Raw genomic sequence first — 25,002 nt, 5'->3', positions numbered from 1 at the left:
CCGTGCTTCGTTGGTCTGGGATCAGGGACGGCTCAGCGCCGCCCCTCCAGATAGTCGTTGAGAACTTCGTGAAAGCGGCGGACGCGGGTTTCCTGCCGCGCCAGATAGGCATCGCCGTGGCCCAGCGAATGCAGGCCCTGCTGCTGCGTCACCGCCACGTCCAGATCCTGTATCAGGAAATCGCCCTGCGGAATCTCGGCGCTGTAGGCGGCAAAGTCGCCCGACTGGTGCTCGGCCTCTTCCCACGGGCGCAGGCCGTAAAGCGTGGGCACCGGCGCGGCGCTGCCATCGGGCTGGCTCACCTTTGGGGCAAGATACCAGTAATCGAAGGTCGACCAGTTGGGGTCTTCCACATCGGGTTCGGTGCGGAACACGTGCAGCCCTTCGGGCGTGCCGGTGATGGTGAAGTTGGGAAAGCAGGTGTGGTGGAACTGGTCGGTCAGTTCCGCATCGTCGAGCTTCTCGAAATGCGTGAACCCGCGCTGCGGCCCCAGCCGGCGCCGGGCCTGCTGCAAGGCGATGCGGCCCTCCTGCGCCCGGCCTTCGAAGTCTGCCGGATCAAGATCCCATTCCTTCAGCACTTCGGCCCACAGCGGCTTGATCTGCTGCGCATCGGGATAGCGGCTTGAAGGTTGCAGCTTCTCGATCATGCGGTTGTGCCCGGCGGGATACATCTCGAACACGGTGGTGGAATAGTGATCGTCGATCATCCCTTCGAACTGGGGATGCACGGCCGGGATGTGATAGGCTTCGTTGAAGTTGTCGGAGGCGAACTTCCAGTTGGTGTTGACGCGCAGCGTGCGCCACACCACGCGCTTCCAGTTTGCCAGATCGCGGTTCTTCAGCAGTTCCGGGATGGGATCGAGGTATTCCATCAGCGGCACGGCATTGGGATCAAAGCTGTAGAAGATGAACCCGCCCCAGGTCTCGCAGGGCACTTCGGCCATGCGCAGCTTGCCGCAGGGGTTGCCCTGCGGAAAATCCTCGGCATCCTGCACATGGTCGAGCGCGCCGTCGATGTTCCATTTCCAGCCGTGATAGGGGCAGGTGAAATGGTCGGCCACGCCGCCTTCGGCCACGGCCACCAGCCGGTTGCCACGATGGCGGCACACGTTATGGAAGGCGCGGATGCCGCCGTCGCGCTGGCGCACCATGATGACCGACTGGCGCAGGAAATTGTGGGTGATGAAATCGCCCGGTTCCTCAAGCTGGCTGGTGCGCCCGCCCACGTGCCACACGCGCTTCCACATGTGCTCCCATTCGGCTTGCGCGAAGTCCTTCGACCAGTAGCGGTCGCCGATGATGGCATCGCCGCGCGCGGCGGGGAACCGGGCCGAAGGATGGGTGGGATAGTCCGCCTGTGCTTCGGGGACGGCCAGATAGGTTGTCATGGGCAAGGCTCTCCTGTCGTCCGGCGCTCTCCCCGCGGAGCCGGACTGGGTGATGGCTGATTTTTGTCTGTTTTATAGTTACTTGGCGTTGTCGAGCGTGCCGGAAAGCGGCATCAGGAAATCCATCGTATAGCGCGTGGCCTTCCACCCGCGATGGGCGGCGGCATCGGTGCGGCGCACCTCGAAGAAATAGCGGCCATTGACGGTCACATCCTTTCCGTCCTTGCCGATACCCATGCCGATGACATAGGCGCGCATCGAGGCGGTATCGCCATCATAGCCGGTCAGCGCGAAGTTCGTCAGGTAATGGGCGTGGTGCGCCATGTTGGCAAACACGTTGGTGAAGAACGCGCGGATGCCTTCGTGGCCATGCTGCGGGGCAAGGCCGATGCCCGAAAGATCGAACACCGCATCCTCGGTGAAGACTTCAAGCACCGCGTCGATATCGCTTACCGTATCAACCGCGTGGGCATAGGCGATCATCAGATCCTGAATGGCAAGGCGGTCTTCGATCGGGCACTGCATTATTCAATCCTCTCAGATACTTAGGTTATCGCCCGGCCGTTTCCCCAGGGAAACATAGCTTGTTGGCAACAAGAACAATAGAAGAACAAAATCAGGTGAACAGGGGGCGGATCGGGTCGGTCACGCCGTCCCAGTTCGCTGCGCCCTCGGCAATGCGGGTGAAGGCCGAGGTCTGGTTCTCGTCCTCCTCGACGATCTCGATCATGCAGCCCAGCGCCTTTGCGGTATCGACATAGCAGAAGCGCATGGCGCCGAACTTGCCATCGATGGCCACGGCAAAGCCCTGATCGACGTAGCGCTGGCGGCAGGCATCGTAATCGGCGGTGTAGATGCAGAAGTGGTGAAAGCCGCTTTCACCCTTGGCAATGGTATCGCGGTAGGCGCTGGGGCGGTCGCAGTGCTGCTGGATCAGCTCGATCTGCACCCCGCCCGATTGCGCCAGCGCCACCGAGAAATCGATCCCGGCCGAAGGCTCGCCGCGATAGGTGGCCTCGGCCAGTTCGATATGCGGCACCATGAAGAACGGACCGATGCCGGTGGCCGCGATCCATGCCTTCGCCGCGGCCTCCACATCCTCGACGATGAACGCGGCCTGCATGACATGAGGCCCGGTCTGGCCCGGCGTGATGGTGATAGGGTTCATCGTCGTTCTTTCCGGTTCGGTCGGCGGATGCGCCGAAGGTCAGCCCTCGGCCGTCGTCGGACGGCCCAGCACCATGTCGTTCAGCTTTTCATGGAAGCGCTGCACCCGCTTTTCCTGCCCCGGCAGGATGCAGCCCTTGAACCCGCGCGAATTGAGGCCCTGCTGCTGCGTGGTGCCGATCGACAGATCCTGATCGGCCACGAAGCCCAGCGACACGCCATCGCCATAGACCGAGTGGCGCGCAATCGCGTCATGTCTGAGCGGCGCCGGACCGACAGGGGTGATGACTTCGCTCATCTTGGCGTTCGGCGGATAGAGGCACCAGTGCTGGAACACGCACTTTTCGGGATCGGTGGGGTGCGGTTCGGTGCGCAGGATCTGGCACTGTTCGGGCGACATCGTGATCGTCAGATTGGGGAACAGCGTGCAGTGGAAATAGTCCACGAGCTGCTGGTCGGTCATGCCCGAATAGTCATAGCCCATCTCGGCGCCGCGCTCGCGCTTGGCCTTGATGACGGCCTCGCGGATGTCGGCGGTGCGGCCGCGATACTCCCTGGGATCGATGCCCCATGCCTCGGCTGCTTCGTAAAGTCCCGGCGGCACATCGCCGCTGACGTAGTCCTTCCGGCTCGTGGCCTGATGGCCGATCATCCACATCGCGTTGTGGCCGTTCTCATACATCTCGAAAACGGTGGTCGGCAGGCCATCGTTGATGAAGGTGGCCAGTTCGGGGTGGATCGTGGGAAGGTGGTAGCTCTCGTTGAAGTTGTCGCGGATGATCTTCCAGTTGAAATCGCAGTCCGCCGAAACGTTCAGAACGCGGACCCAGTTGTCGAGCTTGTAGCCGGCCAGACGCTCGGTATAGGGCCAGAGCCATTCGTGCAGGGGGGCAACGTCATCGTCCATGCACCAGAACACGAACGGTCCCCATGTGTCGCAGCGCAGCTCCGACAGCCTGACCTTGCCGCAGGGGTTGCCGCCCGCGAAATCATCGGGATCCTGCACATGGACCAGCGTGCCATCGGGATCGAACTGCCAGCCGTGATAGCCGCAGGTCAGGCGCGGGGCCGAACCCACATCGCCAAGGACAAGCCGGTTCCCGCGATGCGGGCAGGTGTTGTAGAACGCCTTCACGCTGCCGTCGGCCTGACGGACCATGACGACCGATTCCTTGCCGAAGTTGTGGCGGATGAAATCGCCCTCTTCCTCAAGATCGGCCAGCACGCCGCCCAGATGCCAGACCTTGGGCCAGAGGTGCTTGTGCTCAAGCTCCATCCACTCGCGCGTGATGTAGCGGTCGGCGGTGATGACATCGCCGCGCACGGCAACGTCGAACTCCGGGGAATAGCGGGAAATCGTTTCGTGAACGGTCATTGCGGCGTCCTCAATCCTCTTGGCTTCACACCGGCCAGTCGCGGGTCTGGCTGAAGTCGGTTCCGCGCCTGCCCGGACGGACCAGCGGATTGCCTTCAAGAAATCCGTCGGCGGCCGGGTCGGTTCGCGCCCAGTCCACTATTTCCCGGCGGCGGCTGATACGCCACTGCCCATTCTTGCAGGTATATTCGTCCACGTATCGGCCCGCCACGATGAGGTCCTTGGGGCCGTCCGCCTCGCGCAGGCGGTGCCATGCGTAGAAATAGACTTCGCCGGATGCTTCTGTCCCGCGCACATCGATCTGCGCCTGCCCGATGATGTGCTGGCTGCCGTCGAGATCGGCAAGGAAGCCTTGCGCAAAGGCCACGAACTCGTCGGCGCTGCCCTGCATCAGCCCGCAATCGACCCAGGCATCATCATGGAAGGCGCTGCGGTGCAGTTCGGGGTCAAGCCGGTCCTGCCCGCGCATGTAGCGGCACAGCGCGTCGTGAATGTCGCGGCGGGCGCACAGGTCGCGCAGTTCGGCTTCCATGTCGAATGCCATCGGCTCAGTCCTCCGCCGCCAGATACTTGTCGATCACCATCTGGAAGTGCCGGATGCGCGATTCCTGATAGTTGCCAAGCTGCTGCACCCCGGTGGCGCTCGCGCGGAAACCGGCCTGCTGGGCGCGCAGGTTATCGGTATCCTGATCGTAAACGTGGCCCATGGCCGGATCGAAGCCGGGCGCGCTGGCGTAGCTTTCATCTTCGGCCACGCGATAGGGTTCGGGCGGTTCGGGCGCGCGGCCATCGGCGGGATTGGGGCGCAGGAACAGGATTTCGAACAGGGTGCGGTTGGGGTCCAGCCCGATCGGGCGGAAGCGATAGACCATCGGCAGCGAAAGGCCGGGGAACAGCACCATGTTGGGGAACACGTGGTATTCGATCGTGTCGATCATCTCGCTGTCCGAGACGTGCGACAGATCGCACCGGTAGGCCTCGCCCATGACCTTGCGCAAGTGGCGGGCCATGACGGTGCGCGCGGTCTCTCCGGGGCCGACGCTGAGGCCCTGCCCGCGCGAATCCTTGTCGCCAAGGATCATCGTGGCGAGGAGTTCTTCTTCGCTGAGGGGGTTGGCGAGGTGGGGGGAGTTGACGCCGCTTGCGGCATAGAAGCGCGTGACGTGATCGGAGTGGCAATCATACTGCACGTTGGCATCGCCCACGCCCTTGAGCAGTTGCGGGTGGGTTTCCAGCACATGGTAGGATTCAAGGAAGGCTTCCTGCGCGGTCTTCCAGTTGCAGGGCAGTTCCTTGGCAACGTGGACGGCGACGTAGCGGTTCGCGATGTCCCAATCCTTGAAGTGTGCGGGCAGCGGGGCAAGGAACTCTTCAAGGCTTGGCCCGTCCGGCGAAGGATTGATGAACACGAAACCGCCCCAGTGGCCCACGCGCGCTTCGGGAAGGCGGCTCCTTGCCGGATCGACGTGCTTGAAGTCCCACGCGCAGGGCACCGAGGCAAGGCTGCCGTCGTTGTTCCATGTCCAGCCATGATAGGGGCAGCGCAGATTGTCGCCTGATCCCACGCCCTCGCCGCGCTTGAACTTGGTGGAGCGGTGCAGGCACGAATTGACGAAGGCGCGCACCGACATGTCGTCCTGCCGGACGACGACATAGGAAAGGTGGGCGACTTCATAGGTATAGTAGTCACCCGGTTCGGGGATGTGGTCCTCGCGGCAGACCCATTGCCAGGTCTTCTTCCAGATCTTCTCGATCTCGGCCTCGAAGATCGACTGATCGAAATAGCGGTTCACGCTGACCGGTTCGGTGCCCAGGAAGACCGGCTCTTCCATTGCCAGCACGGGCGGCGGGGGCAGGGCATCGGCGGCGACGATCTGCTGGACGCTGGGCGCATCGGGGCAGCGGACCGCGGCCAGATCCTCGCCTTCGCAGGCGTGGGGCAGGCCGTGGGGATTGATCGCGTCGAGCATGGTCTCTCCGTCCCGCGCTCTCGAAAACCGGCAGCGGTGCCGGTTTTATGATCCCTTGCGCGATTCGGCTCAACCTAGTCGAAGCGCTAGGTTCTGCATCGCCGCGCAGATCGCCCGTCCCGGCGCGTGGCCGGGCGGGGCGAATGCGAGGCAGCGGGAAGGGGGGAGCGGCGAACAGCCTCATACCAAGGCGCTGGGATGCTGACGCATCACGCCTTGGAAATGCTCAAGCGCCGCACGGGCTTAGCCAAGGCGCGATAAGTCAAGCTCATCGCGCCCTGGCATCAGACGTTCCAGACCAGTTCGACACGGCGCAGCGCGCCGACGATGCCCGGAACCGGCGAAAGGTCCGATCCGGCGCCCAGCGAAAAATCGGGAATGCGGCGCAGCCATTCGGCCAGCGTGATCGCCACTTCCTTGCGCGCCAGTTCCTGCCCCGGGCACATGTGCGGGCCGGACCCGAAAGTGGAATGGCGCGCGCGCTTGCGCGCGGGGTCTATCCTCAGCGGATCGGGGTTGATGCGCGGATCAAGCCCGTGGACCTGCGTGGGAATGGCGATCATGTCGCCCGCCTTCAGGGCGACGCCGTGGAAATCGGGAATGTCGCGGCGCACCTCGCGCGCGATGCTGACCAGCCCGAAACGGCGGAACAGTTCGTGGACCACGGGCAGGATGTCATCGCCGCGCTGGCGCAGTTCGGCGCGCAGGGGCGCGTTGTCGGCCAGTTCGCACATGATGAAGCCCAGCACGTTGACCACGGTATCCAGCCCCGCGATCAGCACCTGCGTGACGATGGACAGCGCCTCGTCACGCGAGAGGGTGCGGCCCTCGCCCAGATCGGCATTGATCATGGCGCTGATCATGTCCTCGCCGGGATTTTCGCGGCGGGCATCGATCAGCGGGCCGACGTAATCGAAGAACACGGCCTTGGCTTCATCGAAGGTCATGTCCATGCCGGGCCGGGTCATGCATTCGGCCCAGTGGCGGATCTTCGGCGCCTCTGCCGGATCGATGCCGACCAGCGCCATGAACACGCGGATGGGGAACTGTTCGGCATATTCGGAGGTGAAGTTGCAGTGCCCGCGCGCGGCGAAGCCTTCGATCAGGTCGATCGCGGTCTGCCGGATATTGTCGGAAAGGCCGCGGATTGCGCCGGGATGGAGATGCGCGTTCAGAAGCTGGCGATAGGGCCGGTGTTCGGGCGGATCGATGGTGGTGGGGATGAGGCCGTGCATTTCGCCCACCGATTTGGGCAGGACGATCACGCGGCTGGAAAAGCGTTCGGGATCGGACTGGACATCGTGCAGCGCATCGCCTCCCAGCGCGATCCAGTGGCCTTCGTTGCGCGCCGTCCAGACGACCGGGGGATGCTGCGCGCTAAGGTCGCTCCACGCCTTGTGAAAGCCCTGCGTATCGAGGCCGGGCGGCATGTAGATGTCGATATCGACGATGCGGTCTGGTGGAAGGTGGGCGGGCGGCTGCGCTTGGACAGGCGGCTGCATGGGCTGATCCTCTCTGATGCTTTGCGCCGATCATGCGACAGCGGGCGCCACGCGGCGCTTGGCTTTTTGGATAGGGGGCGCTGCAAACGGAAGGCGTCAGGGCCTTTTACGGATTGCCGGGGGCATGGGGGAAGCGCTGCTGGCGATACCATTCCAGATCGTGCGCGGGCGCGGCGCTGCCCGGCGGCAGGGGCAGGTGGTTGAGCGACATCCAGTAAGCCAGGCTGGCATCGCGCCACCATGCCGCCTCGCGCGCCTGAATGGCAAGGAAGCTATCGGTCTTGTGCCAGCGCGGTTCATCGATGCGCCCGCGCACGCTGGCCCAGCGGCGACGCATGGCGTGGACCGTGGCCACCCCGCGATCATAGCGGCGCACCAGTTCGTGCCACAGCGTGCCGCCGCCGGGCATGGGAAAATCCCATGGCAGGTGGTGGAACCACAGCAGCAGTTCGGGCGGGGTGGTTTCGGGCCGGGCGAGGCGCGCGGCAATGGCGGGGGCATATTGCGCAATCGCATTGCTGCCGGTGGCGGTGCGATCAAAGCCGATGCCCGATGGCCCCGCGCGGTGATAATAGACCGGGTTCCATTCCGGCCGTGCCAGATCATCCACCCACGGCCCCGGACCATAGTGATGACCCGTGGCGAAAAGGTGGGCAAGGCCAAGCGGGCCGGTGTAATCGACCACGGCTTCGCGCGACTGCATCATCATGGGCGTGACGGCGGCCAGAACCGCCGGTTCGGCTCCGAAGGTCTGGACGATCCATTCGCGCGCCACGGCTTCGGGCGCAAGGGAGGGGTCCCATGCCAGACGGGCGAAGACATACCAGTTGGCCTGGTTGAACACGCTGCCCGTCCAGTCACGGTCGCGCCCGATGTTGGCGACGCCCGCGATGGCAGAAAGCGTGCTCGCCACGGTCTGGCCCGGACGGTGGCCGGTGGGCGCGGCCAGCGTTTCGGCAAAGAGCGGGCCGAGATAGGCAAGGTGCGTGGCGAAGCCGAGGTATTCCTTGGTGATCTGGAACTCTGCGGCAAGACGGGTGGCGGGCATGGCGCCGAACAGCGGGTGCGCGGGTTCGCGTGGCTGGAAATCGATGGGACCGTTCTTCACCTGCACGATCACGTTATCGGCGAACCTGCCGTCGAGCGGCTGAAACTCGGCGTAGGCCTGCTTGGCGCGGTCGGTCGGATCGGTATCGGCATAGACGAAGGCGCGCCAGATCACCGTGCCGCCATGGCGGGCAAGGGCCGCGGCCAGCATGTTGGCCCCATCGGCATGGGATGCGCCGTAATCGCGTGGGCCGGGCTGGCCTTCGCTGTTGGCCTTGACCAGAAACCCGCCGAAATCGGGGATCGAACGATAGATTTCGTCCGCCTTTTCGCGCCACCATGCGGCCACGGATGGGTTGCGCGGATCGGCCGTTGGCAGGCCGCCAAGCTCCTGCGGGGCGGAAAGGCGCGCCGAAAGGAACACGCGGATGCCATAGGGGCGGAACACATCGGCAAGGGCTGCGGTCTTGGCGATATAGGGCGCGGTCAGGCTTTCGGCGCTGGCGTTGACATTGTTGAGCACGACCGCGTTGATGCCGACAGAGGCATTGGCGCGCGCATAATCGGCATAACGCGGATCGACGAAATCGGGCAGGGTCCACCAGTCCCACAGCGAGCGCCCGGCATAGCCGCGTTCGACAAAGCCATCGATATTGTCCCAGTGGTTGAGCATCCGCAGCGGGACGGCGGGTCTTGAGGTCAGGGCAAGCTCGCCAGGGTCGCCGCCCGTGCGGACATGGCGAACAAGCGCGAAGGCGCCATAGAGCAGGCCGATATCGCGGCGGGCGGTGATGAGCAGGGTCTGCCCCTTGCCGCTGCGCGCGATGCGCAAGCCAAAGCCTTCATCGCCCAGCGCCGGATCATCCGCCAGCACAAGGCGCACGGGCATGGGCACGCGCGGCAGGCTGCGGCGCAGTTCCGCCATGGCCAGAGCGATGGTGGGGCTGGAGGAGCCGGCCGGGGCTTCGATGCGGTTGGCGGCTGGCGTGGGCGCCGGTTCGCCCAGCCAGAGGCTGTAGCCATCGCTGGCGCGGGCCACGGGGCCAAGAAGCAGCAGCAGGAGCGGCAGCACCGCGGCGCAGAAGCGGACCGCCCAGCCTGTGATACCGCGCCTGTGCCGCCCTTGCCGCATTGCCGCCATCTTCACCCTCCCCACCTTTATGATAGCGGTATCATGGAGGTGGCGGCGGGGCAACCGCTGGCGGCCGAGGGTTCGTCAGACCCCGACATCAGGCCCCGAAATCAGGCCATCGTCTCGCCGTTGTCGATCACGATATTGGTGCCGGTGATGTGGCGACCATCATCGCAGGCAAGGTAGAGCACCATCTTGGCAATATCGATGGGCTGGCCCATGCCGTGGTTGTTTGCCTGATCCAGCCCGGCGTGGTCAGAGGGCAGTTCGGCAAGGGCCTGCGCGGTCATCGGGGTGACGATGCCGCCCGGAGAAATCGAATTGCAGCGGATGCGATAGCCCTGTTCGCGGCAGTGCACCGCGATGGAGCGGGTCATCCCGATGATCCCGGCCTTGGCCGCTGCATAGGCGGGAATGGCGCTGATGCCCTTGATCCCGCCAACCGAAGCCATGTTGATGATCGAGCCGGAGCCGTCCCTGCTCATGTGCGGCAGCGCGGCCTTGCAGCCAAGGAACGTGCCGCCCGCCATGACATCGGTTTGCAGCTTGTAATCGTCCCAGCTCAGGTCCTCGACCGTGCCGAAGCGGACCAGCCCGGCGTTGTTCACCAGCGTATCGAGGCGGCCGAACCGGCGCAGCGTTTCGGCCACGATTTCCTGCCAGCGCGCTTCATCGCGCACATCGTGGTGCAGAAACAAGCAGTCCGGGATTTCGGCGGCGACCTTGCGGCCCAGCTCTTCCTGCATGTCGGTGATGACCACGCGCGCGCCTTCGCTGGCGAGCACGCGCGCATCTTCCGCGCCAAGGCCCGAAGCGCCGCCGGTTATCAGTGCAACCTTGCCATCCATCTTGCCCATGTCGTTCGTTCCTCAAGCAGCCCAGTGGGCGTAAACCGGGTCTTGCCGGCCAAAGCATCCGCGGATCGTGAGCGCTTCGTAGAAACTGTCGCGCTGCATCGTGGAGGGGTGGGAATGCGTCCAGTCGGCCACGAACGTGCGCGAGCGGATCAGCCATCGGCCATCGCGCCGCACGTAATGATCGATATAGCGCCCGCCGGTGAGCACTTCGGTGCCGGCCTGCACCATCTGGGCGATCGCATAGTGCTCGCCCACGGCTTCATCTCCGCGAACATCGACCCATTCGTTGGCAACCGAGTGGAAGCACATTTCGAGGTTGTCGCGCACAAAGGCGGTGATCTGTTCGGCAAACTGGCGGCCCGAACCGTTGACCACCCCGGATATGACGGTGGAATCCTCGGTGAAGATCGCGGCGAGCAGTTCGGCATCGGCGCGGTCCACGCCGCGGGCATAGGCCATGCACAGATCGTGGATTTCGGCGCGGGCCAGCGCGGCATCGAGCGCTGCCTCGCGGTTATGGATTGGCGTCATGGTGTTTCCTCTGGCTGAGGCGGCATGGAAGGCCAGCAGCGCGCGGCCCGGATCGGCGGCGCCCTTTGCGCCTGCGGGCACGAAGTGTTCAAAGCCGGTGGGCGGATCGGCGCACTCCGGGCTGCCTTCGCGGTTCAGATTGCCATCGAGCACGTAAGTGCGGTGGGTAAGCCGCCATTGGGCCGGGCCGCCAGCGACGGGACGGCATTCGTGCCGATCGAGATAGCGGCCCAGCACGAAACGTTGCAGGCCCGCTTCCTCGACATAGGCGATGACATAGGATTCGGAAGTGGCGGCATTGCCCTCGACCCGGATCCATGAGTTCGAGGTGCGATGCAGCGTGGGCGGCGCGCTTTTCTGCGCGCCCGCGAGGATTTCCACCAGCGTGGCGGCAGGCCCGGCAAAGAAGCCGTAATCGACCGTCGCCCCTTCGTGATAGGCGCTGGCGAGCAGGTTGGCATCTGCCCGGTCAACCCCGCGGCTGTGCGCGGCAAGGGCATTGAGAATGCCGTGGCGGGCGATGAGATCGTCCGGTCCGATCATGGTTCCCTCCGCTTCTGGAAAAAAGTGCCCCGGTCGCGCTGGGTGATGTCGACCGGGGCCAGGGAGGATTTCAGATCAGAAGTTGTAACCCACGGTCACGCCGAACTGGCGGGGCGGGGCATAGCCGACGAGGCCCATGTAGCCGGGGCTGTCGTAAACGGTGGAGATATAGCGCTTGTCGAACAGGTTCTTGCCCCACAGGCCGATCGAATAGCGCTTGTCCGGCCCGTAATACGTGAGCAGCGCATCGACATAATAGGTCGGCTGGATGGTGGAACGCGGGCTGTTGACGATGGCGGTATAGAACTTCTGGCCGGTGTACATCCAGCTTGCGTCGGCCACGATGCTGGAGCCGTTGGCAAAGGTGTGGCTGTAGTTCACGCCCAGTGTCGAGGCCCACTTCGGCGCGTTCTGAAGCGCAAAGCCCCTGAGATCGAGGGTCTGGGCAGAGACCGGATCGAAGTAAAGGAACTCCTTGTATTTCGTGTCGAGCCAGGCGAGCGAGCCGCGCAACGTGAGGCCATCGGTGGGCACGGCCTGCACTTCGAGTTCGAAGCCCTTGATCTCGGATTTGGCCGCATTGAGGATGCGGTTGCCCTGCACGTTCGTATCGGGATCGAAGTAGATCTGCGCCACCTGCATGTCGCGGTAGCTGGTGTAGAACGCGGCAAGGTTGGTGCGCAGGCGCCGGTCGAGGAAATCGGCCTTCAGGCCCACTTCGAAGGTATCGACACGTTCGGGGTTGTAGGGCGTATCGCCATCGGCCGCCACGCCGATGCGGCCCGTGAAGCCGCCCGACTTGAAGCCGCGCGCCCAGTTGGCATAGACGAGCTGGTTGCGGCCCAGTTCATAATCGAGGCCGATCTTCCAGCCCACGTTGTTCCAGCTCTTCTTGCCGCCCACATCGAGGCTGCCGGGGAAGACCACATCGAAGCGGTCCCAGTTGGGCGAGGTGAGCGGCTCGCTGCCCAGCCCGGTGTCGAGCGTGGCGCGCGCATCGATGCTGTCGTGCGTGTAGCGGATGCCGGCCGAAAGCTTCAGGCTGTCGGTGATCTGGGTATAGGTCTGCACGAAGGCCGAGAAGCTTTCGGTGCCCTGATCCTGCACGTTATACTGGATGAGACCGGGCAGCGCGAAATCCAGGTGATACATCTGGTAGTGGTTGTAGTGGGTCTTCAGATAGAAGACGCCGGCCACCGCGTTGAAGCTTTCACCCACGTTGAAGGCGCTGCGCAGCTCCTGGCTGAACTGCCAGCCGCGGGTGCGGCGGCGGGTGGCGTTGTTGGTCTTGGCGGTGCCATCCTGATCGGTGTATTCGAACAGGGTGAAGTCCTTGTAACCGGTGATCGCGGTGATGTCGCCCAGCGGGGTGTTGTCATACTGGATCGTGCCGATGAAGAACTTCGTCGTCATGTCCGACTGGTCGGGCACTTCGTTGTTGCCGGAGAAATACTTGTCGGGCGCAACGCAGGGCTGGTTCGGCACCGCGCAGGGGCTGCGATACATCGGCAGCTTCGCGCCGTTCCAGAAGGTGCCTTCGGGAACATAGTTCGCCTCGCCGGGCAGACCGCCGTTGACCACGATCGGCGCACCGTTGCGCGCCTCGACATATTCGCCCTGAAGCGTGATCTTCAGGTCCGGAGTGGGCGTGATGTAGAGCTGGCCGCGCACCGCATCGACATTCTTGCGGCCCATGTCCTCGCCGTTCCACACGTTCGTGACCCAGCCATCGCGCTGGGTATGGATGCCCGAAACCTTGAGGCTGACCACGTCCTTGACCAGCGGGGCCTCGATCGAGGCGTTGATGTCGAAGCGGTTCCAGTTGCCGTAGGTGCCGCGCACGTAGCCGCCGAACTCGCCAGTGGGCTGGTTGGTGACAACGTTGACGACGCCGCCCGTGGTGTTTGCGCCGAACAGCGTGCCCTGCGGCCCGCGCAGGATTTCCACGCGGTTGGTGTCATAGGTATCGAGCAGCGCGCCCATCGAGAAGAACTGCGGCACGCCATCGACCACGATCGACACGGTATTGCCGGCATAGGGATCGGGTTCGATCACACCGATGCCGCGGATGGTGAACACGGCGTTGTTGGGGGTATTGGCGAAGTTGTCGATCTGGACGTTGGGCACCGCGCCTTGCAGTGCCTGGAGCGTGGTGACGTTCATCGCCGCCAGCGTATCGCCGCCCACGGCCGCGATCGAGATCGGCACCGACTGGATGCTTTCGGCCTTCTTCTGCGCGGTGACGACGATTTCCGAAAGGCCGCCGCCCGGCGCGCTGTCGTCGGCCTGGGGCTGCGCTTCCTGCGCGCTGGCCGCTGCCGGGATGGCTGCGAGTGCGATGGCAGAAAGCCCGCACAGCAAATGGTTCTGGTGATGCCGCTTCATGGCTGGATGTCCCTCCCGTGTTCGCCGGTCATTGCCGGCTCTGCGATCTCTCTTGCCCCGATTCGGCATTAAATAACCGGCGGTGCTGCCGGTTTTATGCGCTCCACCCCGGCAAGACGGGAACTGGCCGTTTTGTCAGGAGGTCTTGATGGCGGCAAAAAGGCATGACACACCGATGAGGATGGCCGGAACCACGATGCAGAAGCGAATGCTTGCCGCCATGCGCCCCAACGGGATGGGCGAGGAGCCTGCCCGCTGGCAGCAGCGCAAGGCCGCCGCCACGCGCCTGAAGATGCTGGAAGCGGCCGTCGATTGCCTTGTCGAGGGCGGCTATCAGGGTCTGACCACGGCGCAGGTGGCCGAGCGCGCGGGCGTTTCGCGCGGGGCCATGCACCATCACTTTGCCACGCGGCTCGATCTGGTGGCGGCCGTGGTTGAGCACGTGTTCTATCAGCGCATGCGCCTGTTTCTTGACGATTATCTGGCGGAAATGGGGCGCAACCGCGATGCCGCGCTGATCGATCTGGCCACCGAAGCGCACTGGCGCAGCGTGCAGACGCGCGAATATGCGGCCTATCTGGAACTGGCTGTGGCCGCGCGCACCGATGCCGAGCTCAACGCCGCCTTCGAACCGGCCGCCCGCCGCTATGACGAGGTGTGGACCGCCGAGATGATCGAATCCTTCCCGCAGTGGCAGGACCAGTGGCGGGCCATGAAGCTGGGCAGCGATTTTGCCATTGCCGTCCATTCCGGGCTGCTGTTGCAGCGGCCCGTCTTCGGGGCCGAGCGCGTGGCGCAGGTTCTGCAACTGGCGCTGGCCTCGATTCGCGGGCTCTATCGTCCGGCGGACTGAACCGGCGCGCCGCCACATCTGCACCGTGCCCTACCGGCAGCAGTGCCGGTTTCTTGACCAAAACACCAGTTTCCGCATCCCCGCCGCTGTGGGAGCATCTTCATCAAACAACGCCGCACCGGCGGCATGAGACAAACGGGAGAACGACGAATGGCGACTGTGGCAATCACCGGGGCCGGGCGCGGCATCGGGCTGGAACTGGCCCGCCAGCACGCGGCCGGGGGCGACCGGGTGATCGCGCTGGTGCGCAATCCGGCTGCTGCTGCCGAACTGGCCGAACTGGCCGCCGCATCGGAAGGCCGGGTGAGCGTGCATCCGATGGACGTTGCCGATGATGCTTCGGTGCGCGCAGGCGCCGCCGAAACCGGCAGCGAGCCGGTGGACGTGCTCTACAACGTGGCAGGGGTTTCCGGGCCGGAAGGCGCGGAACTGGAAAGCGCGGACTGGGCCGCGTGGGACGAAGCCTTCCGCATCATGGTGCAAGGCCCACTGCGCGTGCTTCATGCCTTTCTGCCGCGCATGGGCACCGGCGCGAAGGTCATCAACATCACCAGCCAGCTTGCCGCATCGACATGGCCCTATGGCGGCTATTATGCCTATGTCGCCAGCAAGGCCGGGCTGAACCGGATGATGCGCTCTGTCGCCATCGATCTGAAGGAGCGCGGGGTGATCGTGGGGCTGGTTCATCCCGGCTGGGTGCAGACCGACATGGGCGGCCCCGGCGCCGACCTGACGGTTCAGGAAAGCGCCGAGGGCATCCGCAAGGTGGCCGCCGAATGGACGATCGCGCGTTCGGGCGATTTCCTCAAGTGGAACGGCGAAACCCACGCCTGGTAAGGAGCGCTTGACCATGCCGTTCACCGGACCGCTGGAAGACCGCGTCGCCATCCGCGAACTGATGGACACGCATGCGCATGGCGTGATGACGCTGGATGCTGCGCTGTGGGGATCGATCTGGGCGGAGGATGCCTATTGGGAACTGCCCGAATATCCGGACCTTGGCGGCTTTTCCGGCAAGGAAGCGATTGTGGCGGGCTGGACCGAATCGATGAAGCACTACGGCCTCGACAACTGCACGAAGCCGATGGTCTATTTCATGCAGCCCGGATCGATCGAGGTGGAAGGCGATAGGGCAAGGGCCGTGGCCTATACCATCGAGATCTTTGACGATCCCGCCACGGGCAGGCGGGTCCATGCAACCGGCCGCTATGACGATGAACTGCGCCGGATCGACGGGGCATGGAAGTTCACGCGCCGCTCCTATCGCACGGTCTTTGCAGACTGAACCGGGCGCCGGCGGGAGCACTGCCTCCCGCCGGCCGCAAGATCACTTTTTCTTCGGCTTGGGCTTCGCCGGAACCCTGGCTGCCGTCGCCTCGATCTCGATCAGGAACTGCGGTCCGGCAAGCGCGGCGACCTGCACGGTTGAGCGCGCCACCAGATTGGGGTTGGCTTCGGTGCCGAAGAACTCGCGATAACCGGCATTGAAACCGGCGAAATCCATCTTGCCGCCCAGCTTGGGATCACCCACCACGAAAACGGTGAGCTTCACCACATCCGACATGGCATAGCCCTGCTTGGCCAGCGCTGCCTCGATCTTGCGGAAGATGCTGACCGTCTGGGTCTTGGTGTCGCCATAAGCCTCGATGCCGGTGGTTACGGCGGGATCGATGGGGTTGGCAAGCTGCCCGCTGAGCATGAGCACTTCGGCATCCGGCGGAATGGTGACACCGCCAAGGATCAGCGCCGGTGGCGGGTTGGTGTGTCGCACGATCTCGCCGGCACTGGCGGGCGCGGCACCAAGCGTAGCACCAAGCGCGGCAAGACCAAGCGCAGCCGGGCCAAGCGCGCCGGTCAGAAGCGAAGGGAGCAGCCTTTCCACGGTATCGTCCTTTCCTGAAAGTTCCTTGCGGCTCAGCGCACGGCACTGACCTGCGCGGGTGTGACCTTGTCCTTGTAGCGGTTGCCGAAATGGGTGCGCACGTAGTTCACCACATCGGCCACTTGCTGATCGCTCATCATCCGGCCCACGCCGGGCATGCCGTGAAGCCCCTTGACCACGACATAGACCGCATAATCGCCCGATGCGATGTTCTGGTTGCGGGCAAGTGCGGGGTAGAAACCGGCCCCTTGCGCGCCCTTGCCGTCGGCCATGTGGCAGCCTGCGCAGACGCGGCGATAGATCTTTTCGCCATCGGGTTCTCCAAAGCGCGCGGGCGAGGTGAAGGCGCCATCGGCATCGCCGGAATGGACCACATCGGCAAGGCCCGGTCCCGCCGCATCGGCGGCCGACTGGGCCAGTGCCGATGCCGTGATGGACCCGCTTGCCAGACCTGCTGTCAGAGCAAGAAGTAGGGAGGGCTTGTTCATCGCTGCGATGCTCCTATGCGGACATGACGCGCTGGTGCAGGCGGGCAATCGCATCGAGCGCGGACGTGACCGCCCCTTCCTGCCACGCGGGGATGTAGGATGCGTGCTCGCCCGCCAGCATGATCCGGCCATCGATCTGGCACAGGTTGTCGTAATGCTCGGCGCGCAGATCGTCGGTCCACTGGCCGAAGCAGCCCTGCGTGAAGGGCACGCGGTGCCAGCCCACCGCGACTCCGTTCATGAACTCGTCGCGATATTGCGGATGGATGCGGCTGCCCCATTCCACGGTGCGGGCGATCCGTTCCGCCGGGGCAAGCGATGTATATTCGAAGGCAAAGGCGCCAAAGCCATAGGCACCCAGAAGGGTGGCCGGACCGGGCCTGCCATAGCCGCTGCTGGGATAGCTGATCTGTCCGATGGGCAGGTCGGTCATGGTGATGCCGCCGTAGATCTGCTCGTCCTGCTCCCAGAAGCGGCGCCTGAACTCAAGCCCGACCTTGAGCGAGGCGGCATAGGGCACTGCGCCGATGGCCGCGGCCATGTCCCCGCCCACGTTCATTTCGATCTGGCTGAGGATCGAGAGCGGAATCGTGCAGATGCACCAGTCGGCCCGCGCGGTGCGCTTCTCGCCGGTGCGGGTATCGGTATAGGCAGCGGTCACGCCGGTTTCGTCCTGCCGGATCGCCGTGACCTTTGCGTTCAGCCGCACCATGTCGCCAAGGTGCGGGGCAAAGGCGCGCGGGATGGCGTCCATGCCGCCCACGGGCTGGAAGATCGCGGTGTGATGGGTGGAGCCGAGGCTGTTGGAAATGTGCCGCCACAGCCCCGATTGCAGCACGGTTGTGAGGTCGAGCGGCTCTGACGGCACGGGCTTTGCCGAAAGCCCGCCGCCCGGACCCTTGGCCCAGCCGCGCCGCTCGCTCGATGGCTGGCCCATGACATAGCGATAGTCCTTGTCGAGCGCGCCGAGATTGCGCAGCGAGGCGAGGAGGATCTCCGCATCTTCCTTTGTCACCGCATCGCCAAGGGCATCGGCCTTGACCGCCTTGGCCAGCAGTTCGCTGACATGGCCGAGGAAATCGGCCTGGATATGGCGGTAGCGCTGCGGCACACCGCCGAACGCCTTGGCCGAATGGACATAGGCGTTGTAGTTGAGCTGCATGAACGGTTCGAGCGCGACGCCCAGTTCATGGCAATAGTGCATCACCGCATAGTGATTGTGCGGGATGCGCCAGGGGCCGGGGTTGATGTAGTTGCCAGACGCAAATTCGCAGGTCTGCTTCGCCCCGCCAAGTTCGGTGAAGGTATCGCCGCCGCGCAGCGTCCATGACCGTCCGCCGATCCGGTCGTTGTATTCGAGCAGTTCGACCTTGTAGCCCGCGCGGCTGAGTTCGAGCGCGCTGACAAGGCCCGCAAGACCGCCGCCAAGGATGAGCACCGAGGCCCCCTTCGCCCCACCTTCCAGCCGGGGAACCCCCCGGAAGGGCGAGGGCTGCGCATGACCGAGGCTGGTCATGGCCAGATACATCGCCGAGGCCCCGGCGCTGCGCCCGATGAGGGCGAGTAGATCGCGCTTGCGCATCGGCAGCGCGGTTTCAAACGGCATCTATGTGGTCCTTCGGACTGGCGTCCGCACTCAGGCATTTCCGGCTGACGGGCAGCCGCAGGCAGAGTGTCGGATCGCTTGCCAATTGCGGATACGCCGAAAGGCGCATCCCGAACGGAAAGGAAGAACCGGGCGAGACGCCGCCCGGCTCTCCATTCTCAGGGCAGGGATCAGAAGCGCGCGGTGGCCCGCACATACCAGAAGCCGCCCTGCTGCCCGATCGGCGCCGTATCCGGATAGATCGAGCCGTTCAGCGCGCCGCCCGTGGTGGGGTAGATGTTGCGCGTCTCGCGTTCGGGGAAGGTGTTGAGCAGGTTCTGCGCACCCACCGCGAGGCGATACTTTTCGGCAAAGGTCATGCCCACTTCCAGATCCACGCTGGCCTGCGCGCCGAAGGTCTTGGGCCAGGGCGTGGGATAGAGCGCGGCCGCTTCGGCAGCGGTAACGCCCGGTGTTGCCCCGATGCCGCTGGTGATGGGATCGAGGAAGGTGGTGTATTTGCCGAAGTAGTTGACGCGCGCGGTGGCATCGAAGGTGCCGTCGGTCCAGCTTCCGGTCAGGACCGCACGCCAGCGCGGCTGCGACTGCTCGATATTGCCCACGCGCACATCATCGACCGGGAGCAGCGTGATGGTGCGGCCGCTGGCCAGCGTGCCGGTGATCGTGCGCCGGTCGATGACCTTGGTGTTGTTGTAGTTGACCGCAAGGCTGGTGTTGAAGCGCCCGATGCCGGTATTGGCCTTGTGCTGGAGCACGAGGTCGATGCCCTGGGTGCGGGTCTTGAAGGCATTGGTGAAGTAGCGCACCGCGCCCAGCTCCGCCGCTTCGGGAATGCCCTGCGCCAGCAGGAAGGGAACATCGGCGGCCGGATTGATATTGCCGGTAATGCCGATGCGGTCGCTCACGCGGATGTTGTAGTAATCCAGCGTGAGGTTGAAACCGCCGCCCGGCGTGAGCACGAGGCCGCCAGAGAAGCTCAGCGACTTTTCGGGCTTGAGCGGCTGGGCCAGATAGAACTGGCCGATCGGGCTGTCGGGCCGCGCGGTGAGAATGCCCAGCGGCACGACCGAGTTGAACGGGAAGCCGGTGGTGAGGTTCTGGGTATATTGCTGGCCGGGCGTGGGCGCGCGGAAGCCGGTTGAGGCCGCGCCGCGAACGGCGATCATCTCGTTGATGGCCCAGCGCGCGCTGAACTTGCCGTTCACCGTATCGCCGAAATCATTGAAGTGATCGTAACGGCCCGCAATGCCCAGATCGAGGCCCTCGACCACGGTGCCTTCGAAATCGATATAGGCCGAGTAGTTGTTGCGTCCGCCTTCGACGACCGAGCCCGGACCGAAGCCCTGGAAGCCGTTGGAGCCGGGCAGGCCGGTGGCCACGCGGACAAAGACCGGAGCCGATGCGCCGGGCGTTGCACAGGGCACGGGATTGCCCGCCAGCGTGCATTGCACCAGACGCTGCGAGGCATAGGGGCCGACCTCCCACGAGGCGCGGTCGCCAAGGCCCACTTCGAAGGCTTCGCGCCGCACTTCGACGCCCCACGCGATGAACAGGGGCTTGGCCAGCCCGATTTCTGCCGTGGTGCTGAAATCGGCGTTGAAGTTGAACTCGCGCTGCTGGACCTTGCCCATGTAGAAGCTGGTCGGCGTTTGCGGCCCCAGCGAGACATTGAGCGTATCGCTCATGAAGTAACGGATCGTATTGAGGCCATACATGAGCGAGAGATCATAGTTGATCCCCAGTTCCGTGCCCTTGAATCCGCCGACAAGGCCGATGTCCTCGTTCGTTGCCTCGAAGAAGGGGACGAAGCCGTTCTCGAAGGTGGGAATGGTGAAGACATCGAACTGCGCGCCGTTGAGATCCCACTGCGGGCGGCCCTGCGCATCCACGCCCACTTGCGTGAGGAAGACGGGATTGACCGACCGCGCGATCGTGGCCGTGCCCGGACGGCCGGGAATGGGTGCAACCGTGACCGTGCGCGGGTGGCGCAGGTTGAAATCGTTGCCCTGCCGCTGCCAGCCATAGTTGCCGAAGGCATAGAACGTGGTGTCGCCCGCCGGGATCTCCATGTTCACGACGGTGCGGTAGGCGCGGTTTTCCGGCCCGCCAAGGCGGTTGCCGGTGGGGTAATCGGTGGTGATGCCAAGCGCGGCCAGCGCGGGCACGACCGGGCGCGGCACCGAACGGTCGAACACGTTCTGGTCGATGAACTCGCCGGTGATATTGATGAAACCGCCATCGTTGCCGATGGGCCGGGCGATGAAGGCGGAAATCTGCGTATCCTGGCCATCGCCCTTGTAGGTCTGGCCATAGCGCGCGGCGACTTCGAAGGCATCGCTATCGCGGCGCAGGCCGAGGTTGATGACGCCCGCGATCGCATCCGAGCCGTATTGCGCTGCCGCGCCATCGCGCAGCACTTCGATGCGGCCAATGGCAGGCGCGGAAATCTGGGAAAGATCAGGGCCTTGCGCGCCGGCGTTGAGCGCGCCTGCGGCCACTTGCACAAGCGCGGAGCGGTGCATGCGCTTGCCGTTGATGAGCACGAGGATCTGGTCGGCCGGAAGGCCGCGCAGCGTGGGCGGACGCACGAAGGCCGAAGCATCGCCCAGAAGGTTGCGCTGCTGGTTGAACGAAGGCACGAGCGTTTGCAGGATCGTCTGGAGCTGCGGCGCGGGCTGGGCCTTGAAGTCGTCGGCACTGAACACGTCGACCGGCACGGCGCTTTCCAGCACGGTGCGATCGTTGCGCCGCGTGCCGGTGACGACGATGTTGGTGGTATCGCTGTTCTCGCCCGCCTCAAGCTGCGGTTCGGGATCGGCAGGTGCGGCCTGCGCCAGCGCGGCGGGCGCCGCGAGGCCGGTCATGGCAAGAGCGAATGCTGATGCGGTCACGCGCAAGGCCATCTGGCCTGCGCAAGTGCGAATGGTCATGCGAACCCCCTGTTGGTTGCGGTGCGCCCCTGATTTTTCAGCGGACGCTGACTGGTCTTGCCTGTTGCAGGCCCCCTCCGGGCACCGCGTGCCCTGGGGACAGGGAAAGACGACACAGGGCGCGGCAACGGAATACGCAATTCGGGCAGAGAAATGACAACAAAGGTGTTGTCATAATCATGAAATGGCGTTCCACGGCCAAGACATTTTCTGAAATTATTACAAAACGGCCGATACTTAATACGCCGTTATGGCGCTATTTGATGCTAAGATACTTTGCCATCGGCACAAATCGCACTGGAATGCCGCCGCAATCGACCGTTGTTTCTGTGCCGGCAACATATCCATTGGCCGCATAGAACGGCAGACCGGGCAGGGTTGCCATGAGTTCGGTCCGCGCGAACCCGCACCTTTGGGCAGCTTCCTCGCACGCCTTGAGAAGTGCGGCGCCCACACCCCGCCGCGCGGCAGCAGGCGCGATGAAGAAGGCGCGGATCTTTGCGGCATCGCGCGCGGGATCGAGCAGACCGGATTCGCGCCCGGCGAAGCGATCCGACCCGAACAGGGTTGCGCGCCTGCTCCACCCGCCACAGCCCAGCACCTGATCGGGATCATCCGGCGCGGCGGCGATGAAATAGGTGCCATCGTCCACCAGTTCGCTGTCCACGCCGAAAACGTGCGCGATGGCCGCTTCGGCTTCTTCGGGGGTGTAGAAGCCCTGGCTGAGCGCACGGGCCGAGGCGGCAATGAGGCGTTCGAGCGCGGGGATTTCCTCGTGCCGGGCGGGGCGGATGGCGAGCGGTGATGAAGTGGCGGGCGATGCGGTCATCGCCGGGTTCATGACGCAAGGCGGGCGGGGCTGTCCACGCCCTTTTCGTGATCCGGTCAGGCCGGTGCGTCGTTCAGATGGGCGGGAGCTGCGAAGCGCGCTCTTCCACGCGGTAGATGCGCATCCGGCTGCGGTCGAACAGGCGTTCCTCGTCCTCGGCGATTTCGGCCATGACCGCAGGATCGGATGCTGCGGCGAAGAAGCCTTCGAGCGCGGTCTCGTCCGGAAAGTCAATCTCCAGCACCACGTCGAAATCGTGCGGTGCGTCGGTGCCGTCCATCGGGTGCAGGTGGCGGCGGACATAGCGCGTGGCCCAGCCTGCCAGAACCTTCTCTCCGATCAGACGATGGCGGCTTTCGTAATAGGCGAGGAAATCGGCCTTGCTCATGCCTTCGCGCCGCTTGAGCAGGGTGATGAGCGTGATCGTCATGCCTGAGCCTCCAGCCAGCGGCGCGTGGCCTCGGCCACGGCGCTGGCCCGCAGGGCGGGGTGCGGGAAGGCATCGCGCAAGGCGGCAGAGCGCAGTTCGATGGCCAGCGGAATGCCTGGCGGCAGCGCATGATAAAGCGCCCCCAGCGGCAGCGCGCCTTCGCCGCACTGTTCGCGCAGGTCTATCGCATCGCGGATCACGGCATCGAAATCGGCAGGATCGGGCCGCTCTGCCGGTGCATCGCAGAACTGCGCATAGGGCAGGAGCGCGGGATCGAGTGCGGCGATATCGGCAATCGCGCTGCCCGAACGATCGACGTGAATGGGATCGATCAGCAGCGCCTTGGCCCGGTGATCGATGCTGTCCAGAATGGCAAGCGCGGCGCGAAGCGTCTTCACCTGGGTGAAGATGCCGAACTCAAGCGCCACGCGCAGACCGGTATCCTCGGCATGGCGGCACAGATCGTAAAGCTCGGCAGCGGTGCGCGCAGGATCTGCATGCGAGGACACGCACAGAACGTTGGCCGCGCCAAGCTGCGCCCCCACATCGATCACCTTGCGGTGATCGTCCATTGCGGCATCGGGTTTCAGCCAGACCACCTCGACATCGAGCAGCGGCAGGCCCGTTGCGGCAAGCGCGGCGCGCGCATCGCGGGTGGTCTGCGCGGTCCATTCGGCCGGGTCCACCCAGAGGCCCACCATGTCGAAACCGCCGGCGCGGGCAGCCTCGATGGTATCGACCGCGCCGAACTCAGGCACGACGCCGGAGGCCAGGCTGATCGGATTGGTGAGGCCCCCTTTCACCCCGGCCTCACATCACCGGTTCGGGAAGATCGGGATCGTCCTGAAGATACCAGTCCAGCCATTCGTGGAAATACTGGTTGCCACGTTCGTTGCGGCCGAAGACCAGATCATCGTGCGCGCCGGTTTCAAGGCCCTTCTGGATTTCCAGACCGATGAGATAGTCCTCGGTATAGGTCACGTCGCGGAAGAAGTTCATCGCCGCTTCCACGTTCGCGCGGTCTTCCTCGTCGCGGATGGGTTCGCGGCGCAGATAGTTCAGCACGGTGCGGTTGCGATCGGGCGTGGGTCCGGGGAAGAGCTGGGCGACCTGCGTGATTTCGGGCGCGATGAAGGCTGAAACGTTGGGGAACATGATCCGCACGAAATCGAAGCCGTTGTTTTCCTGCGTGCCCCACTGGTCGCGCGGCACGTCCTTGAGCGCTTCGGCAATGCGGTGCTGCGGAAAGCCGATGCGCTGGTGCGGGCCGAAGCCTTCGTAGTGCATGCAGTTGGACGGCGTGCGCGGGAAGATGGTTTCGGGGTGCAGCGAGGCGAAGTGATAGCCTTCGAGATAGCCGTCGTAGGCGATCTTCCAGTTGGCCCCTTCGATCACGCGGCTGCCCATGTAGGACCACTTGCCGAAATCGAGCGCTTCGAAATCCTCAAGAAAGCCGCGGAAGAAGCTGTCGACATCGATCGGCGCATTGGGGGTGAGCACGACGAAGATCATGCCCGCGCGCTCTTCGCAGGGCAGTTCGCGCAGGCCCATTTCCGACTTGTGGACCTCGCCGAACTTCGAGGCTTCGGAAATGCCGATCAGCTTGCCGTCCTGCCCGAAGGTCCAGCCATGATACTTGCAGGTGAAGCGCGGGCAGTTGCCATGGCCTTCGCTGGCCACCGGCGCGCCGCGGTGCGAACAGACATTCAGGAAGGCGCGGACCTTGCCGGCCTTGTCGCGGTTGATGAGCACGGGCATCCCCACCGCGTCCATCGCCTTGTAATCGCCGGGATTGGGCAATTCGGCCGTGAAGGCGAGCATCAGCGGAACCCGCTTGAAGATCAGCTCCATCTCCGCCTTCCACTGATCGGGATCGGTGTAGCTGCGCACGGGCACGCGCTTGGTCGTATCCGTCAGGAAGGTCTGCTTGTTCTCGACATAGTCGCGCATGATTTCAGCGACTTGTCCGATGCGTTCGATGCGGTCCATGGGATGCTTTGCCTCTCCGCCGGGCCATGCAGGCCGGTTATCGGTTCAGACCATGCCGCGCGGCGCAGGGCGGGGAAAGCTGTGACAGGGGCTAG

The 25,002-nt window shown here is 64.5% G+C and carries 22 protein-coding genes; 3 read left to right on the top strand and 19 right to left on the bottom strand.

What is annotated here, in order from left to right; genetic code table 11:
- Positions 1 to 32: 32 nt before the first annotated feature.
- The 11 genes from DKM43_RS14265 to DKM43_RS14215 all read right to left on the bottom strand — a co-directional run bounded on the left by DKM43_RS14265 (position 33) and on the right by DKM43_RS14215 (position 13,900).
- Positions 33 to 1,391 (bottom strand): aromatic ring-hydroxylating oxygenase subunit alpha, encoded by a 1,359-nt coding sequence (locus DKM43_RS14265; RefSeq protein WP_109799164.1) that lies wholly within the window; start codon positions 1,389 to 1,391, stop codon positions 33 to 35.
- A gap of 78 nt (positions 1,392 to 1,469) precedes the next feature.
- Positions 1,470 to 1,916, bottom strand: coding sequence for a nuclear transport factor 2 family protein (locus DKM43_RS14260; protein ID WP_109799163.1), 447 nt, complete (start codon positions 1,914 to 1,916; stop codon positions 1,470 to 1,472).
- A gap of 91 nt (positions 1,917 to 2,007) precedes the next feature.
- On the bottom strand, positions 2,008 to 2,559 hold the full coding sequence (locus tag DKM43_RS14255) for a VOC family protein (RefSeq protein WP_109799162.1): 552 nt from the start codon (positions 2,557 to 2,559) through the stop codon (positions 2,008 to 2,010).
- Between the two features lie 39 nt (positions 2,560 to 2,598).
- Positions 2,599 to 3,933 (bottom strand): aromatic ring-hydroxylating oxygenase subunit alpha, encoded by a 1,335-nt coding sequence (locus DKM43_RS14250; RefSeq protein ID WP_109799161.1) that lies wholly within the window; start codon positions 3,931 to 3,933, stop codon positions 2,599 to 2,601.
- Between the two features lie 25 nt (positions 3,934 to 3,958).
- Positions 3,959 to 4,477, bottom strand: coding sequence for a nuclear transport factor 2 family protein (locus tag DKM43_RS14245; protein WP_109799160.1), 519 nt, complete (start codon positions 4,475 to 4,477; stop codon positions 3,959 to 3,961).
- 4 nt (positions 4,478 to 4,481) lie between these two features.
- Positions 4,482 to 5,903, bottom strand: coding sequence for an aromatic ring-hydroxylating oxygenase subunit alpha (locus DKM43_RS14240; protein WP_109799159.1), 1,422 nt, complete (start codon positions 5,901 to 5,903; stop codon positions 4,482 to 4,484).
- Between the two features lie 284 nt (positions 5,904 to 6,187).
- On the bottom strand, positions 6,188 to 7,405 hold the full coding sequence (locus tag DKM43_RS14235) for a cytochrome P450 (protein WP_109799158.1): 1,218 nt from the start codon (positions 7,403 to 7,405) through the stop codon (positions 6,188 to 6,190).
- 106 nt (positions 7,406 to 7,511) lie between these two features.
- Positions 7,512 to 9,584 (bottom strand): alpha-glucuronidase family glycosyl hydrolase, encoded by a 2,073-nt coding sequence (locus DKM43_RS14230; RefSeq protein ID WP_109799252.1) that lies wholly within the window; start codon positions 9,582 to 9,584, stop codon positions 7,512 to 7,514.
- Between the two features lie 110 nt (positions 9,585 to 9,694).
- A complete protein-coding gene (locus tag DKM43_RS14225) occupies positions 9,695 to 10,441 on the bottom strand; it encodes an SDR family oxidoreductase (protein WP_109799157.1) in 747 nt (248 codons plus the stop codon).
- 12 nt (positions 10,442 to 10,453) lie between these two features.
- The gene (locus DKM43_RS14220) at positions 10,454 to 11,515 is read right to left on the bottom strand and encodes a nuclear transport factor 2 family protein (RefSeq protein ID WP_109799156.1); all 1,062 of its coding nucleotides are present in this window, start codon (positions 11,513 to 11,515) and stop codon (positions 10,454 to 10,456) included.
- A gap of 75 nt (positions 11,516 to 11,590) precedes the next feature.
- Positions 11,591 to 13,900: a TonB-dependent receptor gene (locus DKM43_RS14215; RefSeq protein ID WP_109799155.1), complete on the bottom strand. Its 2,310-nt coding sequence runs from the start codon at positions 13,898 to 13,900 to the stop codon at positions 11,591 to 11,593.
- A gap of 181 nt (positions 13,901 to 14,081) precedes the next feature.
- Between DKM43_RS14215 and DKM43_RS14210 the strand changes: the two genes are divergently transcribed.
- The 3 genes from DKM43_RS14210 (at position 14,082) to DKM43_RS14200 (ending at position 16,038) form a co-directional block, all read left to right on the top strand.
- Positions 14,082 to 14,753 (top strand): TetR/AcrR family transcriptional regulator, encoded by a 672-nt coding sequence (locus tag DKM43_RS14210; RefSeq protein ID WP_109799154.1) that lies wholly within the window; start codon positions 14,082 to 14,084, stop codon positions 14,751 to 14,753.
- Between the two features lie 150 nt (positions 14,754 to 14,903).
- Positions 14,904 to 15,590 carry an SDR family oxidoreductase gene (locus DKM43_RS14205; RefSeq protein WP_109799153.1) on the top strand — a complete coding sequence of 229 codons (687 nt, stop codon included), beginning with the start codon at positions 14,904 to 14,906 and terminating at the stop codon, positions 15,588 to 15,590.
- A 13-nt stretch (positions 15,591 to 15,603) separates the two neighbouring features.
- Entirely contained in the window at positions 15,604 to 16,038 is a 435-nt protein-coding gene (locus DKM43_RS14200) for a nuclear transport factor 2 family protein (protein ID WP_109799152.1), read from the top strand.
- A 42-nt stretch (positions 16,039 to 16,080) separates the two neighbouring features.
- On the opposite strand, the gene DKM43_RS14195 is transcribed toward DKM43_RS14200, so the two are convergent.
- From DKM43_RS14195 to DKM43_RS14160, 8 genes are all read right to left on the bottom strand, one after another.
- Complete coding sequence (locus DKM43_RS14195) at positions 16,081 to 16,635, bottom strand: RidA family protein (protein WP_330857646.1); 555 nt, start codon at positions 16,633 to 16,635, stop codon at positions 16,081 to 16,083.
- A 32-nt stretch (positions 16,636 to 16,667) separates the two neighbouring features.
- Positions 16,668 to 17,123: a c-type cytochrome gene (locus DKM43_RS14190; RefSeq protein WP_109799151.1), complete on the bottom strand. Its 456-nt coding sequence runs from the start codon at positions 17,121 to 17,123 to the stop codon at positions 16,668 to 16,670.
- 13 nt (positions 17,124 to 17,136) lie between these two features.
- The gene (locus DKM43_RS14185) at positions 17,137 to 18,729 is read right to left on the bottom strand and encodes a flavin monoamine oxidase family protein (protein ID WP_201739882.1); all 1,593 of its coding nucleotides are present in this window, start codon (positions 18,727 to 18,729) and stop codon (positions 17,137 to 17,139) included.
- Positions 18,730 to 18,899: 170 nt separating this feature from the next.
- Positions 18,900 to 21,659 (bottom strand): TonB-dependent receptor plug domain-containing protein, encoded by a 2,760-nt coding sequence (locus tag DKM43_RS14180; RefSeq protein WP_236632600.1) that lies wholly within the window; start codon positions 21,657 to 21,659, stop codon positions 18,900 to 18,902.
- 256 nt (positions 21,660 to 21,915) lie between these two features.
- The gene (locus DKM43_RS14175) at positions 21,916 to 22,488 is read right to left on the bottom strand and encodes a GNAT family N-acetyltransferase (protein ID WP_109799248.1); all 573 of its coding nucleotides are present in this window, start codon (positions 22,486 to 22,488) and stop codon (positions 21,916 to 21,918) included.
- 73 nt (positions 22,489 to 22,561) lie between these two features.
- Positions 22,562 to 22,918: an EthD domain-containing protein gene (locus tag DKM43_RS14170; RefSeq protein ID WP_109799150.1), complete on the bottom strand. Its 357-nt coding sequence runs from the start codon at positions 22,916 to 22,918 to the stop codon at positions 22,562 to 22,564.
- The gene (locus tag DKM43_RS14165) at positions 22,915 to 23,721 is read right to left on the bottom strand and encodes a sugar phosphate isomerase/epimerase family protein (RefSeq protein WP_109799149.1); all 807 of its coding nucleotides are present in this window, start codon (positions 23,719 to 23,721) and stop codon (positions 22,915 to 22,917) included. The genes DKM43_RS14170 and DKM43_RS14165 overlap by 4 nt, the downstream gene beginning before the upstream one ends.
- 7 nt (positions 23,722 to 23,728) lie before the next feature.
- A complete protein-coding gene (locus tag DKM43_RS14160; RefSeq protein ID WP_109799148.1) occupies positions 23,729 to 24,907 on the bottom strand; it encodes an aromatic ring-hydroxylating oxygenase subunit alpha in 1,179 nt (392 codons plus the stop codon).
- Positions 24,908 to 25,002 lie beyond the last annotated feature (95 nt).

Origin of the sequence: Novosphingobium meiothermophilum, from assembly GCF_003171715.1 — a bacterium.
Classification (GTDB): domain Bacteria; phylum Pseudomonadota; class Alphaproteobacteria; order Sphingomonadales; family Sphingomonadaceae; genus Novosphingobium; species Novosphingobium meiothermophilum.
Note: the sequence above shows the minus strand (reverse complement) of the source record. Positions and strands in the feature narration are given on the sequence as shown.

Bases quoted from the DNA above. Each gene is read 5' to 3' on its own strand.
- DKM43_RS14170 (WP_109799150.1), bottom strand. From the start codon at position 22,918: ATGACGATCACGCTCATCACCCTGCTCAAGCGGCGCGAAGGCATGAGC.
- DKM43_RS14190 (WP_109799151.1), bottom strand. From the start codon at position 17,123: ATGAACAAGCCCTCCCTACTTCTTGCTCTGACAGCAGGTCTGGCAAGC.
- DKM43_RS14160 (WP_109799148.1), bottom strand. From the start codon at position 24,907: ATGGACCGCATCGAACGCATCGGACAAGTCGCTGAAATCATGCGCGAC.
- DKM43_RS14235 (WP_109799158.1), bottom strand. From the start codon at position 7,405: ATGCAGCCGCCTGTCCAAGCGCAGCCGCCCGCCCACCTTCCACCAGAC.
- DKM43_RS14225 (WP_109799157.1), bottom strand. From the start codon at position 10,441: ATGGGCAAGATGGATGGCAAGGTTGCACTGATAACCGGCGGCGCTTCG.
- DKM43_RS14185 (WP_201739882.1), bottom strand. From the start codon at position 18,729: ATGCCGTTTGAAACCGCGCTGCCGATGCGCAAGCGCGATCTACTCGCC.
- DKM43_RS14210 (WP_109799154.1), top strand. From the start codon at position 14,082: ATGGCCGGAACCACGATGCAGAAGCGAATGCTTGCCGCCATGCGCCCC.
- DKM43_RS14260 (WP_109799163.1), bottom strand. From the start codon at position 1,916: ATGCAGTGCCCGATCGAAGACCGCCTTGCCATTCAGGATCTGATGATC.
- DKM43_RS14265 (WP_109799164.1), bottom strand. From the start codon at position 1,391: ATGACAACCTATCTGGCCGTCCCCGAAGCACAGGCGGACTATCCCACC.
- DKM43_RS14175 (WP_109799248.1), bottom strand. From the start codon at position 22,488: ATGACCGCATCGCCCGCCACTTCATCACCGCTCGCCATCCGCCCCGCC.
- DKM43_RS14230 (WP_109799252.1), bottom strand. From the start codon at position 9,584: ATGCGGCAAGGGCGGCACAGGCGCGGTATCACAGGCTGGGCGGTCCGC.
- DKM43_RS14220 (WP_109799156.1), bottom strand. From the start codon at position 11,515: ATGATCGGACCGGACGATCTCATCGCCCGCCACGGCATTCTCAATGCC.
- DKM43_RS14180 (WP_236632600.1), bottom strand. From the start codon at position 21,659: ATGACCATTCGCACTTGCGCAGGCCAGATGGCCTTGCGCGTGACCGCA.
- DKM43_RS14200 (WP_109799152.1), top strand. From the start codon at position 15,604: ATGCCGTTCACCGGACCGCTGGAAGACCGCGTCGCCATCCGCGAACTG.
- DKM43_RS14250 (WP_109799161.1), bottom strand. From the start codon at position 3,933: ATGACCGTTCACGAAACGATTTCCCGCTATTCCCCGGAGTTCGACGTT.
- DKM43_RS14215 (WP_109799155.1), bottom strand. From the start codon at position 13,900: ATGAAGCGGCATCACCAGAACCATTTGCTGTGCGGGCTTTCTGCCATC.
- DKM43_RS14245 (WP_109799160.1), bottom strand. From the start codon at position 4,477: ATGGCATTCGACATGGAAGCCGAACTGCGCGACCTGTGCGCCCGCCGC.
- DKM43_RS14240 (WP_109799159.1), bottom strand. From the start codon at position 5,903: ATGCTCGACGCGATCAATCCCCACGGCCTGCCCCACGCCTGCGAAGGC.
- DKM43_RS14205 (WP_109799153.1), top strand. From the start codon at position 14,904: ATGGCGACTGTGGCAATCACCGGGGCCGGGCGCGGCATCGGGCTGGAA.
- DKM43_RS14255 (WP_109799162.1), bottom strand. From the start codon at position 2,559: ATGAACCCTATCACCATCACGCCGGGCCAGACCGGGCCTCATGTCATG.